Origin of the sequence: Streptomyces sp. NPDC015661, from assembly GCF_043077765.1 — a bacterium.
Classification (GTDB): Bacteria; Actinomycetota; Actinomycetes; order Streptomycetales; family Streptomycetaceae; genus Streptomyces.
In genome coordinates this window covers 386,964-402,449 of sequence record NZ_JBIBST010000004.1, presented here as the reverse complement: position 1 = coordinate 402,449, position 15,486 = coordinate 386,964, and the positions used below count along the sequence as shown (strand labels likewise).

Annotated in this window: 14 protein-coding genes; 6 read left to right on the top strand and 8 right to left on the bottom strand. The window is 71.1% G+C overall.

Translation table 11 applies throughout. The annotated features are described in order from the left end of the window. Positions 1-810, bottom strand: a complete 810-nt coding sequence (locus ACF07V_RS13680; RefSeq protein WP_392153939.1) for an Fpg/Nei family DNA glycosylase — start codon at positions 808-810, stop codon at positions 1-3. After that, entirely contained in the window at positions 810-1,304 is a 495-nt protein-coding gene (locus tag ACF07V_RS13675; RefSeq protein WP_392153938.1) for a ribose-5-phosphate isomerase, read from the bottom strand. The genes ACF07V_RS13680 and ACF07V_RS13675 overlap by 1 nt, the downstream gene beginning before the upstream one ends. Positions 1,305-1,500: 196 nt before the next feature. Here ACF07V_RS13675 and ACF07V_RS13670 point away from each other — a divergent pair, with 196 nt between their 5' ends. Next, positions 1,501-2,937, top strand: coding sequence for an amino acid permease (locus ACF07V_RS13670; RefSeq protein ID WP_392153936.1), 1,437 nt, complete (start codon positions 1,501-1,503; stop codon positions 2,935-2,937). Between the two features lie 86 nt (positions 2,938-3,023). Here ACF07V_RS13670 and ACF07V_RS13665 read toward each other — a convergent pair whose 3' ends face one another. Then, the gene (locus ACF07V_RS13665; protein ID WP_392153935.1) at positions 3,024-3,617 is read right to left on the bottom strand and encodes a biotin transporter BioY; all 594 of its coding nucleotides are present in this window, start codon (positions 3,615-3,617) and stop codon (positions 3,024-3,026) included. Positions 3,618-3,871: 254 nt separating this feature from the next. Here ACF07V_RS13665 and ACF07V_RS13660 point away from each other — a divergent pair, with 254 nt between their 5' ends. The 3 genes from ACF07V_RS13660 to ACF07V_RS13650 all read left to right on the top strand — a co-directional run bounded on the left by ACF07V_RS13660 (position 3,872) and on the right by ACF07V_RS13650 (position 7,583). Next, a complete protein-coding gene (locus tag ACF07V_RS13660; RefSeq protein WP_392153933.1) occupies positions 3,872-5,245 on the top strand; it encodes an amino acid permease in 1,374 nt (457 codons plus the stop codon). 117 nt (positions 5,246-5,362) lie between these two features. Beyond that, entirely contained in the window at positions 5,363-6,775 is a 1,413-nt protein-coding gene (locus tag ACF07V_RS13655) for an amino acid permease (RefSeq protein WP_392153931.1), read from the top strand. Positions 6,776-6,938: 163 nt separating this feature from the next. After that, entirely contained in the window at positions 6,939-7,583 is a 645-nt protein-coding gene (locus ACF07V_RS13650; RefSeq protein WP_392153929.1) for a superoxide dismutase, read from the top strand. Positions 7,584-7,695: 112 nt separating this feature from the next. On the opposite strand, the gene ACF07V_RS13645 is transcribed toward ACF07V_RS13650, so the two are convergent. Then, on the bottom strand, positions 7,696-8,331 hold the full coding sequence (locus tag ACF07V_RS13645) for a DsbA family protein (RefSeq protein ID WP_392153927.1): 636 nt from the start codon (positions 8,329-8,331) through the stop codon (positions 7,696-7,698). Positions 8,332-8,478: 147 nt separating this feature from the next. Here ACF07V_RS13645 and pepN point away from each other — a divergent pair, with 147 nt between their 5' ends. Together pepN and ACF07V_RS13635 are read left to right on the top strand one after the other, a co-directional pair. After that, the gene (gene pepN / locus ACF07V_RS13640) at positions 8,479-11,028 is read left to right on the top strand and encodes an aminopeptidase N (protein ID WP_392153926.1); all 2,550 of its coding nucleotides are present in this window, start codon (positions 8,479-8,481) and stop codon (positions 11,026-11,028) included. A 147-nt stretch (positions 11,029-11,175) separates the two neighbouring features. Continuing rightward, on the top strand, positions 11,176-12,180 hold the full coding sequence (locus tag ACF07V_RS13635) for a hypothetical protein (protein WP_392153924.1): 1,005 nt from the start codon (positions 11,176-11,178) through the stop codon (positions 12,178-12,180). 4 nt (positions 12,181-12,184) lie between these two features. Here ACF07V_RS13635 and ACF07V_RS13630 read toward each other — a convergent pair whose 3' ends face one another. From ACF07V_RS13630 to ACF07V_RS13615, 4 genes are all read right to left on the bottom strand, one after another. After that, the gene (locus tag ACF07V_RS13630; protein ID WP_392153922.1) at positions 12,185-13,333 is read right to left on the bottom strand and encodes a serine hydrolase domain-containing protein; all 1,149 of its coding nucleotides are present in this window, start codon (positions 13,331-13,333) and stop codon (positions 12,185-12,187) included. Positions 13,334-13,433: 100 nt separating this feature from the next. After that, on the bottom strand, positions 13,434-13,901 hold the full coding sequence (locus ACF07V_RS13625) for an NUDIX hydrolase (RefSeq protein ID WP_392153920.1): 468 nt from the start codon (positions 13,899-13,901) through the stop codon (positions 13,434-13,436). A gap of 9 nt (positions 13,902-13,910) precedes the next feature. After that, entirely contained in the window at positions 13,911-14,468 is a 558-nt protein-coding gene (locus tag ACF07V_RS13620) for an HPP family protein (protein WP_392153919.1), read from the bottom strand. Beyond that, positions 14,465-15,334, bottom strand: a complete 870-nt coding sequence (locus tag ACF07V_RS13615) for a pyridoxamine 5'-phosphate oxidase family protein (protein WP_392153917.1) — start codon at positions 15,332-15,334, stop codon at positions 14,465-14,467. Before ACF07V_RS13615 ends, ACF07V_RS13620 begins: the two co-directional genes overlap by 4 nt. Positions 15,335-15,486 lie beyond the last annotated feature (152 nt).

Below are 15,486 nucleotides of genomic sequence, written 5' to 3'. Positions count from 1 at the left end.
CTAGCGGGCCTGGCAGCTCGGGCACCAGAAGAGGTTGCGGGCTGCCAGGTCCGCCGTGCGGATCTCGTCGCCGCAGATGTGGCAGGGCATCCGGGCCCGGCGGTAGACGTAGACCTCGCCGCCGTGGTCGTCCACGCGGGGCGGGCGGTCCATGGCCTCGGGGGTGTGTTCGGGGCGGACGGTGTCGATGCGGTTCAGGCGGACGCCCTCGCGCATGAGCATCGCCAGGTCCTCCCAGATCGCGTCCCACTCCCCCGCCGTGAGGTCCCTGCCCGCGCGGTACGGGTCGATGCCGTGCCGGAAGAGGACCTCGGCGCGGTAGACGTTGCCGACGCCCGCGATGACCTTCTGGTCCATGAGGAGGGCGGCGATCGTCGTCCGGGACTTCGAGATCCGGTGCCAGGCCCTCGCCCGGTCGTCGTCCTCGCGGAGCGGGTCCGGGCCGAGGCGGTCGTGTATCGCCCGCTTCTCGGCGTCCGTGATCAGGGCGCAGGTGGTGGGGCCGCGCAGGTCCACGTACGCGTCGGGGTTGGCGAGGCGCAGTCGGACCGTGTCCGTGGGCGGCGGGGCCGGGGTGTCGCCGAAGTTCACCTTGCCGAAGAGGCCCAGGTGGATGTGGATCCATTCCTCGCCGGGGAAGCCCAGGAAGAGGTGCTTCCCGTGGGCCTCCGTCGTCTCCAGGGTCGCGCCGTCGAGCAGGGCCGCCGAGTCGGAGAACTTGCCCTGGGGGCTGGAGACGCGCACGGGCCGGCCGCCGAACCGCTCGCGGTGGTCGGCGGCCAGCCGGTGGATGGTGTGCCCCTCGGGCATCAGGCGGTCGGCTCCTGCGGGTGGTGCGCGGGGATCGGGGGGAGCTCGCCGGTGGTCTCGTACGTCGACAGCATGTCGATGCGGCGGGTGTGACGCTCGTCACCCGAGTACGGGGTGTTCAGGAAGATCTCGACGAACTTGGTCGCCTCTTCCTGGGTGTGCATCCGGCCGCCGACGGAGATCACGTTGGCGTTGTTGTGCTCGCGGCCGAGGGCGGCGGTCTGCTCGCTCCAGGCGAGGGCGGCGCGCACCCCCTTCACCTTGTTCGCGGCGATCTGCTCACCGTTGCCGGAGCCGCCGATGACGATGCCCAGGCTGTCCGGGTCCGCGGCCGTCTTCTCGGCGGCACGCAGGCAGAACGGCGGGTAGTCGTCGAGGGCGTCGTAGATGTGGGGACCGCAGTCGACGGGCTCGTGGCCGTGGGCCTTGAGCCACTCGACGAGGTGGTTCTTTAGTTCAAAGCCGGCGTGGTCGGAACCGATATAGACGCGCATGATGCCGAGTGTGGCACGTCAGGGCCCGGGTAGCAGGCAGCGGGGTCGGGACCTTCACCCGACCTGGTACGGACCTTCGACTCTCGCGAGGTCGCCCGTACAACGATCCGGAATGAGGTCTTCCGATCATCCCTGCTCACGGGGTTCAATGCTCAGGCTCGCGACCCGAGCGCCCCCCACACACGAGGAAGCGTCTGTGAACACGCAACCGACCCTGATGAAGGACGGCCAGGAGACCGGCACCCCCGGTGTTCCGGAGTCCTCCGACGGCCTCAAGGCCGGGCTCAAGAACCGCCACCTGTCGATGATCGCCATCGGCGGTGTCATCGGCGCCGGCCTCTTCGTCGGCTCCGGCTCCGGCATCGCCGCCGCCGGTCCCGCGATCCTCCTCTCGTACGCACTCGTCGGCGCCATGGTCGTCTTCGTGATGCGGATGCTCGGCGAGATGGCCGCCGCCCGGCCGTCCTCCGGTTCCTTCTCCGCCTACGCGGACCGGGCCCTGGGCCGCTGGGCCGGTTTCAGCATCGGCTGGCTGTACTGGTTCTTCTGGGTCGTCGTCCTCGCCGTCGAGGCGACCGCGGGCGCCAAGATCCTGGAGAGCTGGGTCCCGGCCGTGCCGCAGTGGGGCTGGGCGCTCATCGTGATGGTGGTGCTCACCGTGACCAACCTGGGCTCCGTCGCCTCGTACGGCGAGTTCGAGTTCTGGTTCGCCGGCATCAAGGTCGTCGCCATCGGCGCCTTCGTCGTCATCGGTCTGCTCGCGGTCTTCGGCGTGCTGCCCGGCTCGGACAACCCGGGCGCCGGATTCGCGCACCTCACCGACAGCGGGGGCTTCTTCCCGATGGGCGCGGGCGCGGTCCTCACCGGTGTGCTGATGGTCGTCTTCTCGTTCATGGGCAGCGAGATCGTCACGCTCGCCGCCGGCGAGTCGGAGGACCCGCAGAAGGCCGTCACCAAGGCCACCAACAGCGTGATCTGGCGGATCGGCGTCTTCTACCTGGGCTCGATCTTCGTCGTCCTGACGCTGCTGCCGTGGAACGACAAGTCGATCGTCGACAAGGGCTCGTACGTCGCCGCCCTCGACTCCATCGGCATCCCGCACGCCGGCCAGATCATGAACGTGATCGTCCTGACGGCCGTCCTGTCCTGCCTGAACTCGGGTCTCTACACCGCCTCCCGTATGGCCTTCTCGCTCGGGCAGCGCGGTGACGCGCCGAAGGCCTTCGCGAAGACCAACAAGCGGGGCGTGCCGACGGCCGCGATCCTCGGCTCGGTCGTCTTCGGCTTCGTCGCGGTCTTCTTCAACTACAAGTGGCCGGACACCGTCTTCGCCTTCCTGCTGAACTCCTCCGGCGCGGTCGCGCTCTTCGTCTGGCTGGTCATCTGCGTGACCCAGCTGCGGATGCGCGGCATCATCCTGCGCGAGTCGCCGGAGAAGCTGGTCGTGAAGATGTGGCTCTTCCCGTACCTGACGTGGGCGACGATCGCCATGATCGTCTCGGTGCTCGGCTACATGGTCTACGACGGCGGCAGCAACCGTGAGCAGGTCGTGCTGTCCCTGCTGGTCGCCGCGCTCGTGATCGGCATCGCCCTGGTCCGGGAGCGGATCGGGAAGTCCGCCGAACGCGTCTGACCACGGCTGTACGTGATCGGCCGCATGTGAAAGGGCCCCGCCGTTCCTCCGGGAACGGCGGGGCCCTTCGCGTACGGCTCCGGGGCTCAGCCCTTGCGGCCGACGAGCTTCCAGGCGGCCGGCAGGGCGCCCATGGCGAGCGCGGCCTTGAGGGCGTCGCCGAGGAGGAACGGGGTGAGGCCGAGGGCGACGGCCTTGCCGAGGGTCATGCCGGTGGCGAGGGCCAGGTACGGCACGCCGACCGCGTAGATGATCGCGGAGCCGAGCACCATGGCGCCGGCGGTGCGGAGCACGGAGCGGTCGGCGCCGCGGCGGGCGAGGGCGCCGACGACGGTGGAGGCGAGGAGCATGCCGAGGATGTAGCCGAAGGTCGGCATGGCGTAGCCGGAGGAGGCCTCGGCGAACCACGGGACGCCCGCCATGCCCGCGACCGCGTACAGGGCGAGGGCGAGGAAGCCGCGGCGGGCGCCGAGCGCGGTGCCGACGAGCAGGGCGGCGAAGGTCTGGCCGGAGACCGGGACCGGGGAGCCGGGGACCGGGACCGTGATCTGCGCGGCGAGGCCGGTGAGGGCGGCGCCGCCGACGACCAGGGCGATGTCGCGGGCGCGGCTCGCCGGGATGAGGTCGGCGAGGACGGTGCCCGCCCGGAGGGAGCGGGCGGGGGCGGCGGCGGTGCTCATCGGTACTCCGCGGGGTGAGGGTGAGGGGGACAGGTTGACGGTATGCCAGGAGTGAACGACCGATCACCGTCAGCCGCCGACAAAGCGTGAGGCGAGCGGTTCATGGGGTTCCGACAAAGGACGGATTTCATGCCTCGCGCCACGTGACCCTTGTCACTGGGAACTCGCTGCCAGACGTCCCTTTTGCGTCAGAGGAAGGTCAACGGAGAGACTGTGGAGTCTCCATAAACTGTCAGAGAGCGCGAACCCCCCACATGCACGACTCCCTCGCCCCCGAACCGGAGCCCCTCTCCCACGGCCTGAAGCAGCGTCATCTGACGATGCTCGGGCTCGGCGGAGTGATCGGCGCCGGCCTCTTCGTCGGTTCGGGCGCCGGCATCGCCGTCGCCGGGCCCGGCATCGTGGTCTCGTACCTGATCGCCGGCGCGCTGGCGATGCTGGTGATGCGGATGCTCGGCGAGATGTCGGCGGCGATGCCCGCCTCGGGTGCGTTCTCGGTCCACGCGGAGCGGGCGCTCGGCCGCTGGGCGGGGTTCTCGGTGGGCTGGCTGTACTGGTTCCTGCTCGTCGTGGTCCTCGCCGTGGAGGCGACGGGCGCGGCGCGGATCGCGCACGGCTGGGTGCCGGGGGTGCCGCAGTGGGGCTGGGTGCTGATCTTCATGATCGTGTTCACCCTGGCCAACCTCGCGGCGGTGAAGAACTTCGGCGAGTTCGAGTTCTGGTTCGCGGCGCTCAAGGTCGGCGCGATCGTCCTCTTCCTCGTCCTGGGCGTGCTCGCGATCGTCGGGTGGCTGCCCGGGACGGACCCGGTGGGCATGGCCAACCTGACCGGGCAGGGCGGGTTCCTGCCCAACGGCTGGTCCGGGGTGGTCTCCGGCGTGCTCGCGGTCGTCTTCGCCTTCGGCGGTCTGGAGGTCGTCACGATCGCGGCGGCCGAGTCCGACGACCCGGCGCGGAACGTGGCGCGGGCGGTGCGCAGCGCGGTCTGGCGGATCCTCCTCTTCTACGTGGGCTCGATGCTCGTCATCGTGACCCTCCTGCCGTGGACCTCGATGAAGCCGGGCGAGTCGCCGTACGTGGCGGTCCTGGACGCGATCGGGGTGCCGGCGGCGGGCCAGATCATGAACGTGGTGGTGTTCGTGGCGCTGCTCTCGGCGCTCAACGCGAACCTGTACGGCTCGTCCCGGATGGTGTTCTCGCTCGCCGAGCGCGGGGAGGCGCCGAAGGGGCTGCTCAGGATCACCGGCGGAGGGGTGCCGCGCCGGGCGGTGCTCGCCTCGGTGGCCTTCGGCTTCGTCTCCGTCCTGCTCAATCTGAAGTGGCCGGATTCCGTCTTCCTCTACATGCTGAACGCGGTCGGGGCGGTGCTCCTCTTCGTCTGGGCGCTGATCGCGGTCTCCCAGCTGCGGCTGCGGCGCCGGATCGAGCGGGAGGCGCCCGAGACGCTGACGCTGAAGATGTGGGGCTTCCCGTGGCTGACCTGGGTGGCGCTCGCCGCGATGGGCGCGGTGCTGGTCCTGATGCTGAACGACGACGGGGCGCGGCCGCAGGTGCTGTGGTCGGCGGGGGCGACCGGGGCCGTACTGCTCGTGGCGTGGGTGCGGGAGCTACGCACCGGGCGCACCTGAATCTTCACCTTGTGTGAACCCTGTGACCGGATAGCGGACAGCTGTTCCCTCTGGGCGGGGATGGCCCACAGACTGTGGACCACCCTCCCCGTCTCACCTAGTGAACAGAGTTCGCCCATGTCTCGGACCACCGCGCCCGCGCCGGCCGACCGCAAGGACGGCGCGACGACCCCCACCGGGGGCCTGACCCATGGCCTGAAGCAGCGCCATCTGTCGATGATCGCCCTCGGTGGCGTCATCGGAGCCGGCCTGTTCGTCGGCTCCGGCGCCGGCATCGCCGCCGCCGGACCCGGCATCGTCCTCGCGTACGCGATCTCCGGCCTGCTCGTCATGCTGGTGATGCGCATGCTGGGCGAGATGTCGGCCGCGCACCCCTCTTCCGGCTCGTTCTCCTCGCACGCCGAGCGGGCGTTCGGCTCCTGGGCCGGCTTCACCTCCGGCTGGGCGTTCTGGGTGCTGCTCAGCGTCGCCGTCGGCCTGGAGGGCATCGGCGCCGCGAAGATCGTCACCGGCTGGCTGCCCGGCACCCCCGAGTGGGCCTGGGTCGCGCTCTTCATGCTGGTCTTCTGCGGCACCAACCTGGCGGCCGTGAAGAACTTCGGCGAGTTCGAGTTCTGGTTCGCCGCACTCAAGGTCGGCGCCATCACGCTCTTCCTGGGCCTCGGCGTACTCGCGATCCTGGGCGTCCTGCCCGGCACGGACTCGCCCGGCACCGGCAACCTCCTCGGCCAGGGCGGCTTCCTGCCCAACGGCAGCGAGGGCCTGATCGTCGGCCTGCTGGCCTCGGTGTTCTCGTACGGCGGCATGGAGACCGTCACCATCGCCGCCGCCGAGTCCGAGAACCCCGTCAAGGGCGTCGCGAGCGCCGTGCGCACCGCGATGTGGCGCATCTCGCTCTTCTACATCGGCTCGATGGCCGTCATCGTCACGCTCGTGCCGTGGGACGACAAGGCCGTCACCGAGAAGGGCCCGTACGTCGCCGCGCTCGACCACCTGGGCATCCCGGGCGCCGGTCAGATCATGAACGTGGTCGTGCTCATCGCCCTGCTGTCCGCGATGAACGCCAACATCTACGGCTCCTCGCGCATCGCCTTCTCGCTCGTCCACCGCGGCCTCGGCCCGAAGGCGCTGGGCACGGTCTCCGGCGGGGTGCCGCGCCTGGCGGTGCTCGCCTCCTGCTTCTTCGGCTTCGTCTGCGTGGGTCTGAACTACTGGTCCCCCGACACGATCTTCCCGTGGCTGCTCAACATGATCGGCGGCGTGATCCTGGTCGTCTGGATCTTCATCGCGGTCTCGCAGCTGGCGCTGCGCCGCCGCCTGGAGCGCGAGGCGCCCGAGAAGCTGGTGGTGCGGATGTGGGGCTTCCCGTACCTGACCTGGGTGGCGCTGGCCGGCATGGCGGGAATCTTCTTCCTGATGGCCCGTGACGAGGGCACCCGCGTGCAGCTGTTCGCGACGGGGGCGATGACCCTGGTGCTGGCCGCGATCGGCCTCGTCCGCCAGAAGAGGGCGGCGGGCCGGGCTTCCTGACCGCTCCCCGCTCCCCTCGTCGCGAGACCCCCGGACCACCGCTCGGTCCGGGGGTCTCGCCATGTCCGGGACCTAGGACGAAGGGCTGATCAACTTCTCCAGCACTTGCTGTTAGCCTGCACTTGCATAAAGGTTGCAATAAGCCGTCGAAGGGCTCGGGCACATGGCGATCTACACACTTCCGGAGCTGCCGTACGACTACGCGGCGCTGGAGCCGGTGATCAATCCGCAGATCATCGAGCTGCACCACGACAAACACCACGCCGCTTACGTCAAGGGCGCGAACGACACCCTGGAGCAGCTGGAAGAGGCGCGCGAGAAGGACCAGTGGGGTGCGATCAACGGCCTGGAGAAGAACCTCGCGTTCCACCTCTCCGGCCACATCCTGCACTCCATCTACTGGAACAACATGAACAGCCCGAAGGACGGGGGCGGCGGCGAGCCGCTGGCCGCCGACGGCGTCGGTGAGCTCGCGGACGCGATCACCGAGTCCTTCGGCTCCTTCGCCAAGTTCAAGGCCCAGCTGACCAAGGCCTCCGCGACCACCCAGGGCTCCGGCTGGGGCGTCCTCGCGTACGAGCCGATCAGCGGCCGGCTCATCGTCGAGCAGGTCTACGACCACCAGGGCAACGTCGGGCAGGGCTCCGTCCCGATCCTGGTCTTCGACGCCTGGGAGCACGCCTTCTACCTGCAGTACAAGAACCAGAAGGTCGACTTCATCGAGGCCATGTGGCAGGTCGTCGACTGGCAGGACGTGCACAAGCGCTACCGGTCGGCCAAGGCCTCCGTACCGCTGATCTCGTTCTGACCCCGCACTCCTGCTCGTGATCGTCTTCTCAACCTTCACCGGGCAGGCGGAAAAGAGGACGGCCCCCGCGATGACGTGCATCGCGGGGGCCGTCCGCTGGGCCGGGGGGGGACTACTCGAAGCTGGGCGCCGCCGTCCGGGTGCGCTTGATCTCGTAGAAGCCCGGCGTCGACGCCACGAGCAGCGTGCCGTCCCACAGCCGGGCGGCGTCGTCGCCGCGCGGGGTCGGGGTGACGACCGGGCCGAAGAAGGCGACCTCGTCGCCCGTCGGGCCCGGGACCGCGATGACCGGGGTGCCGACGTCCTGGCCGACCTTCCCTATGCCCTCCGTGTGGGAGGCGCGCAGCTCGGTGTCGTACGTGTCCTTGTCGGCGTACTCGACGAGGTCCTCCGGAAGGCCGACCTCCTTCAGCGCGGCGGCGATCGCCTCCTTCGTGGGGGCCTCGCCGTTGTTGTGGAAGCGGGTGCCGAGCGCGGTGTAGAGCTTGCCGACGTACTCCTCGCCGTGCAGCTCCTTGGCGGCCGTCACGACGCGGACCGGGCCCCAGGCCGTGGTGGCGAGCAGCTCGCGGTACTCCTCCGGCACCTCGTCCAGCTTGTTCTCGTTGAGCACCGCCAGGCTCATGACCTTCCACCGCACGTCGACCGGGCGGACCTGCTCCACCTCCAGCATCCAGCGGGAGGTCATCCAGGCCCACGGGCACAGCGGGTCGAAGTAGAAGTCGGCGGTGGTCCTGGTCTCGGACATGTCACTCCTCGGTGAGGCCGCGGAAAGAAGTAGGTGGTGCGCCGAAAGAAGGGAACCCGCGGACGCGCGGACGCATTCCCGGGTCCCGGGTGACAGCTGCACATGGGAGGATCGGTGCTGTTTCGAACGCGCCACGAAGGAGTGACCGTGCCCGGTGAGAACCTGTCCCGCGACGAGGCCCACGAGCGGGCAGCGCTGCTGTCCGTCGACGGCTACGAGGTCGTCCTCGACCTGCGGTCGGCCGTCGGCGAGTCCGACGAGCCGGTGCGCACCTTCCGCTCGCTGACGACGATCCGCTTCCGCCGCACCGGCGAGGGCACGAGCACGTTCGCCGACCTGATCGCCCCGTCGGTGAACGCGGTCACGCTCAACGGCCGCTCGCTCGACCCGGCGGTGGTCTTCGACGGCGCGCGGATCGCGCTCGACGACCTCGCCGACGAGAACACGCTCGTGGTGGACGCCCAGTGCGCCTACAGCCGGACCGGCGAGGGCATGCACCGCTTCGTCGACCCGGAGGACGGCGAGGTCTACCTCTACACGCAGTACGAGCCGGCCGACGCCCGCCGGGTGTACGCCAACTTCGAGCAGCCCGACCTCAAGGCCCCGTACCGCTTCGCGGTGACCGCGCCGGAGGGCTGGACGGTCTGGTCGAACGGCGCCGGTGAGCAGGACGCCGAGGGCGTGTGGCGGTTCGCGGAGACGGCGCCGATCTCCACGTACATCACCTGCGTCGTGGCCGGCCCGTACCACTACGTGACCGACAGCTACACCCGTGGCGACCTGGAGATCCCGCTCGGCGCGATGTGCCGGAAGTCGCTCGCGAAGCACTTCGACGCCGACGACGTCTTCCTGATCACCAAGCAGGGCTTCGACTTCTTCCACGACAACTTCGACTACCCGTACCCCTTCGGGAAGTACGACCAGGCCTTCGTCCCCGAGTACAACCTCGGCGCGATGGAGAACCCGGGCATGGTGACCTTCCGCGAGGAGTACATCTACCGGGGCAAGGTCACCCAGGCCGCGTACGAGAGCCGGGCCAACGTCATCCTGCACGAGATGGCGCACATGTGGTTCGGCGACCTGGTCACCATGGTGTGGTGGGACGACCTGTGGCTGAAGGAGTCCTTCGCGGACTTCATGGGCTCCTTCGCGAACGCCGAGGCCACCCGCTTCACCAACAGCTGGGTGACCTTCGCCAACAACCGCAAGGCCTGGGCGTACCGCGCCGACCAGCTGCCGTCCACGCACCCGATCACGGCCGACATCCGTGACCTGGAGGACGCCAAGCTCAACTTCGACGGCATCACGTACGCCAAGGGCGCCTCGGTGCTCAAGCAGCTCGTGGCGTACGCCGGGCGGGACGCGTTCCTGGAGGGCGCGCGCCGCTACTTCAAGCGCCACGCCTACGGGAACACGCGGCTGGCCGACCTCCTCGCGATCCTGGAGGAGACCTCCGGGCGCGACATGAAGACCTGGGCGAAGTCCTGGCTGCAGACCTCCGGCGTCAACAGCCTGACCCCGGACGTCACCTACGACGCGGAGGGCCGGATCACCGAGCTCGCCGTCCTCCAGGAGGGCGACGAGCTGCGCCCGCACCGCGCCGCCGTGGGCCTCTACCGGCTCTCCGGCGGGGAGCTCGTGCGGTACGCGCGGGCCGAGGCCGACATCACCGGCGCCCGGACCGTCGTCGACGGGCTCGCGGGCGAGGAGAAGCCCGACCTGGTCCTCGTCAACGACGACGACCTCACCTACTGCAAGATCCGCTTCGACGAGGGCTCGCTGGCGACCCTGCGGGCGCACCTCGGCGACATCACCGACCCGCTGGCCCGCGCCCTGTGCTGGTCGGCGCTGTGGAACCTGACCCGCGACGGGCTCATGCCCGCCCGGGACTTCGTCTCCGTCGCGCTCGCCTTCGCGGGCCGCGAGACCGACATCGGCGTCCTCCAGATGGTCCACGGCTGGACGAAGGCGGCCGTCACGCTGTACGCGGCCCCCGCGTGGCGCGAGGAGGGCGGGCGGCTGCTCGCCGACGGCGGGCTGCGCGAGCTGCGGGTGGCCGAGCCGGGCAGCGAGCACCAGCTGACCTGGGCGCGGTTCTTCGCGGCGACCGCCTCCGCCGAGGCCGACTTCCAGCTCCTGGAGGGGCTGCTCGACGGCACGGCGAAGATCGACGGCCTCGACGTCGACCAGGAGCTGCGCTGGGCGCTGCTCTCCCCGCTGGCCGTGCACGGCCGTGCGGACGAGGCCCGGATCGGCGAGGAGCTGGCCCTCGACGACACGGCGACGGGCAAGCGCCACCAGACCCGCCTGCTCGCCTCGCGGCCCTCGGCCGCGGTCAAGGCACAGGCCTGGGCGCAGGTCGTCGAGTCGGACACCCTGTCGAACGCGCTGGTCGAGGCGACCATCGCGGGCTTCGTCCAGCCCTCGCAGCGCGAGCTGATCGCGCCGTACGCGGAGAAGTACTTCGCGGCGATCGAGCGGCTGTGGGGCGAGCGGTCGATCCAGATCGGCATCGACGTGGTCCGGGGCCTGTTCCCGGGGCTCCAGGACGACGAGGCCACGCTGGCCGCGACGGACACCTGGCTGTCGGAGCACGCGGCGGCGGCGCCGGCGCTGCGGCGACTGGTCCTCGAGGCCCGCGACGACCTGGCGCGGGCGCTGCGCGCCCAGAAGTGCGATGGAAGCGCGGTGGTCTAGGCAGTGACGCGGTGGGGGCGGCGCCGGTGAAGGAGCGCTGCCCCCATCGGCACTCGAACGCGCGTACTTTAGGGCGAGGTTGTCCCTAAATGTCGACGAGCGTGTAACAGGGGTTAGGGGAGCCTTCGGGAGCGGAAGACCCCCGGCATGAACCACAACACCCCCATCACCCCCCGCCCCCTCCCCCTCTCCTCCCGCACCGGCTGTGCGCAACGGCTCGCGTCCGCCGACCAGTTGAGGACCCAGGGCATCCCCGCCGCCGAGGTCGCCGCGCACTGCCGGCCCGGCGGCTGGCAGCAGCTGCTGCCCGGTGTCTTCCTGCTCCAGCCCGGGCCGCCCACCAGCGAGGACCGGCTGCGCGCCGCCCTGCTGTACGCCCGCAGGACCGGCGCCGTCCCCACGCAGGGCCCCGACGCGATGATCACCGGGCTCGCCGCGCTGACCCTGCACCGCTTCTCCTCCGCTCCCCCGCTCACCGCCCTGGACCGGATCGACGTGCTCGTGCCGCGCACCCGGCGCCTGCGCTCGACCGGCTGGGTGCGGGTCGTGCGCGCCCCCGAGTCGCCGGAGCCGGTGGAGCTCACGGGCCTGCCCGTCGCCCCGGTCGCCCGCGCCGTCGCCGACGCGGTGTCGGGCCTCACGGACGCGGAGACGGTGCGCCGGCTGCTCACCGAGGCCGTGCGCGGAGGGCACTGCGAACCGAGCGCGGTGGTGCGGGAGTTGAGCCGGGCCCGACTGCTGTCCCGGCCGCACGTGGTGGACGCGGTGGACGCCCTGCTCGTCGAGGGGCGCTCGCTCTCCGAGGAGCGGCTCTACGAGATGGTGCGGGAGTTCGCGCTGCCGGACCCGTTGTGGAACGTGGACCTGCGGCTGCCGGGCGGCCCGCACCTGGGCGGGGTGGACGCCTACTGGCCGGACCAGGCGGTGGCCGTGGAGCTGGACACCCGGGCGCCCCGGCAGGACGACGACGAGCTGTGGACCGAGTACACCCGCAAGCGGGAGCACCTGGAGCGGCTCGGCATCACGGTCCTCCACCTCACCCCGCGCAAGCTGCGCGAGACGATGGACCAGCAGGCCACCGTGGTCCGTACGGCCCTGATGGCCGCGCCGGACCGGCAGCCCGCCGCGTACGTCGTCGTCCTGCCGCGGTGACGGCCTACTTCTTCGGGCCGGTGCCGCAGAACTCGGCCTCGACGACCTTCTCGGTGTCCCCCTCCCAGTCGGCGTTGAAGTTGCCGGCGAGGGAGTGCTCGCCGTCGCGGGTCACCTGGGCCAGGGAGGTGGAGCCGTGGATGCCGCCGCCGTGCCCCCAGACCTCCTCGCCGCAGCTCAGCTTCTGCTTCATGAGCCCGAGGCCGTAGCCCACGTTCGGGTACTCGGGGGAGATCTGGACCGTGGTCGTCATCTCCTTCAGACCGTCCTTGGTGAGGAGCCGGCCCTTGAGCAGGGCCGAGTAGAAGGTCTGCAGGTCGCGGGAGTCGGAGATGATCTCGCCCGCCGCGCCCGCGATGCTCGGGTTGAGGTCGGAGACCTCGTGGACGGGGGCGTTCTCGTCCCGGGAGAGCTTGGAGTACGCCGGGCTGCTGGGCTCGGGCATGGCCGAGCGGGTCCCTGGGACGGTGGTGGCGCGGAGCTTGAGCGGCTTGATGATCCGGTTCTCGACGGCCTTGCCGTACGGACGTCCGGTGACCTTCTCGATCACCATGCCGGCGAGGACGAAGTTGGTGTTGGAGTAGTTCCAGGAGGTGCCGGGGGCGAAGTCGGGCTTGTGGGCCATGGCGACGTCGACGAGCTGCCGCGGGGTCCAGGTGTCGTAGCGGTGCTCCAGGAAGCCGGGGCCGAAGACCCTCTCCTGGAAGGCGGGGTCCTCGGTGTAGCTGTAGATGCCGCTGGTGTGGTTGAGCAGCTGGCGGACGGTGATCCCGCTGCCGTCGTGGCCGTTGCCCCGGACGACACCGGGGAGCCACTTCTCGACCGGGTCGTCGAGGTCGATGCGGCCCTCCGCCTGGAGCTGGAGGAGGACGGTGGCGGTGAAGGTCTTGGTGATGGAGCCCACGCGGTAGCGGTCGTTGCCCTTGCGCTCGCCCGCGGTGCCGGTCCAGCGGTCGCGCCCGTCGCGGGCCTGGGCCACGGCGCCGGGCACCCCGTCGGCGACGGCCGCGTCCAGGGCCTGCTGCGTGGCCGCGTGGCCCTGCGGGTGCGACGGCGCCTGCGCCGCGAGGGCGGGGGTGGCGAGGACGGTGGCCGTGAGGCCCGCGACAAGGGTGGCGGCGAGGACGGTGCGGGCGGTGCGTGCGGCTGACATACGGGCTCCCCTGACGTACGGACAGGAACGTGATCGGTCACGGGAAGGGACCGCCGGTCCGGGGAGCGGGTTGCGCGTGTTCTTGGTGGTTGAGTGCTTTTCAGCCGTTCGCCGGGTCGGTGAGGCGGGAGCGGCCGACCGGGGGCCTCTCGCGCCACAGGTCGAGGCCGATGTCGACGAGTTCCACGCGGACGAGGGACGGCACGGAGTCCAGCGGGTGCCAGGCGGCGAGGTCGGTGGAGCCGTCGGTCTCGTTGCGCAGGGCACCCCCCGTGACCTGCGCCTCGTAGATGATCCGGAGCCCCTGCCAGTCGCCGGGCCCGCCGAGCCGGCGGAGCCGGGAGCGCCGGATGGTGTCGATGCCGAGGAGAGCGGTGGGCTCGGTCAGATAGCCGGTCTCCTCCTCGACCTCGCGGACGACGGTACGGACCGGGTCCTCGCCGTGGTCCATGCCGCCGCCCGGCAGGGTCCACCGCTTGACGCCGTCCTTCGCGACCCAGCGGGCCAGGAGTATCTCCTCGCCCCGGACACACACGGCGTAGGCCGCCACCCTCAACTCCTGCTGCATGAGCCGAGATTAGAGCCAGTACGCGGGATACGTCCGCCCCGTGGCACGGGCGGCCGCCAGACCGACGGCGACCAGGAGGAGGGAGGCGAGGGCGAGAAGGCCGAGAAACGACCAGAAGGGCGGGGCCTGGAGGGCGACGATGACGGCCGTGGCCGCGGCGGGCGAGTGCGGGGTACGGGCGAGCATCATCACGCCGAGGGCGAGACCGCCCGCCACGGCGGCGCCCCACGGGCCCGGTCCGGCCAGGGCGAGGACGGCGAAGCCGGTGAGGGCGGAGAGCAGCTGGCCGCCGACGACCGAGCGCGGCTGGGAGAGCGGCAGGTCGGGGGCCCCGGCCACGAGCGCCATGCTCGCGGCGAGGGGCGGGATGAGCAGCGGCTGGTGGAGGACCGCGCCGAGGGCGACCAGGAGGAGCAGGGCGGTCACGGCGGCGGCGGTGGAGGCGAGCACGACCCGGGGGCGGGGGCGCGGGGGCGCGGCGGGGCGGGGTGCGGCGGCGGCCGCGGCGGTGGCGGTGGCGGTGGCGGTGGCGGTGGCGGTTGTGGCGGCGGTTGCGGCGGTCGTCAACTGGGTCTCCAGAGGGTCGGGTTGGCCGGGGAGTACTCCGGCGGCGACCAGCGCAGGGGGCTGCCCGCCGGGGTGTCGATCGTGCGGTCCACGCGGAAGCGGGTGACGCGTCCCCCGGGGCCGTACTCCGTGTGCGCGAGGCCGCTGAGCTGGAGGGTCTGCCCCGTCTCCCAGTCGAGGAAGAGCAGTCCCGCGCGGCCGTCCTCCTCCAGATTGCCCAGGGTCAGGAACATGGAGTTGCCCGGGTAGTCGTGCCAGCTCAGCTCCCTGGGCGTGTCGACCCGGACGAAGCCGGGGTTGCCGCCGCGGTGGCTGGTGTCGAGGCCGTCGGGGGCGGCGGTGGCGATGAAGAAGGTGTCCGCCGCCCTGATCCGGCGCGTCTGGTCGGGGGTGAGCGCCTCGCCGCGCCGCGCCGTACCCGCCTCGGAGCCGGTGGGATCGGAGCCGTACCACTCCCGCTTCTGGAGGTACTTCGGGCAGTTCGAGAAGACCTGTTCGGCCTCGATCGTGAAGCCGCGGCGACTGGTCCTCGCCGTGCCGTTGAGGCGCATGCGGCGGCGGGTGCGGGGGTCGAGGGCGAGGGTGCCGACGGGGGCACCGTCGGGCGTGCCCTCGGGGAGGGCGGCGGCCACCGAGACCGTGTGGGGGCCGGTGGCCCGGACGAAGCCGGGTGTGCCGGTGAGCAGGGTGGACCAGACGCGGGCCTCGGCGTCCGCCGTGCCGAGCATCAGCATGGGCTGGGCTTCGAGGAAGGCGGCGGCGACGGGGCGGATGCCGTTGCCGATGGAGCGGCCTACGTGGTCGGCGAGGTCGCGGACGCCCTCGCGGTCCTGCACGGCGAGGGAGCCGGGGGTGTACGGGTCCATGGCGGGCCTCACTGGGGAGCGGGTCGTCGTGCTGCGGGTCGTCGTGGTGCGGGTTCGTCGTGGTGCGGGTTCGTCGTGGTGCGGGTTCGTCGTGCTGCGGGTTCGTCGTGCTGCGGGTTCGTCGTGGTGCGGGCAGGGTCCTCGACGCGGCG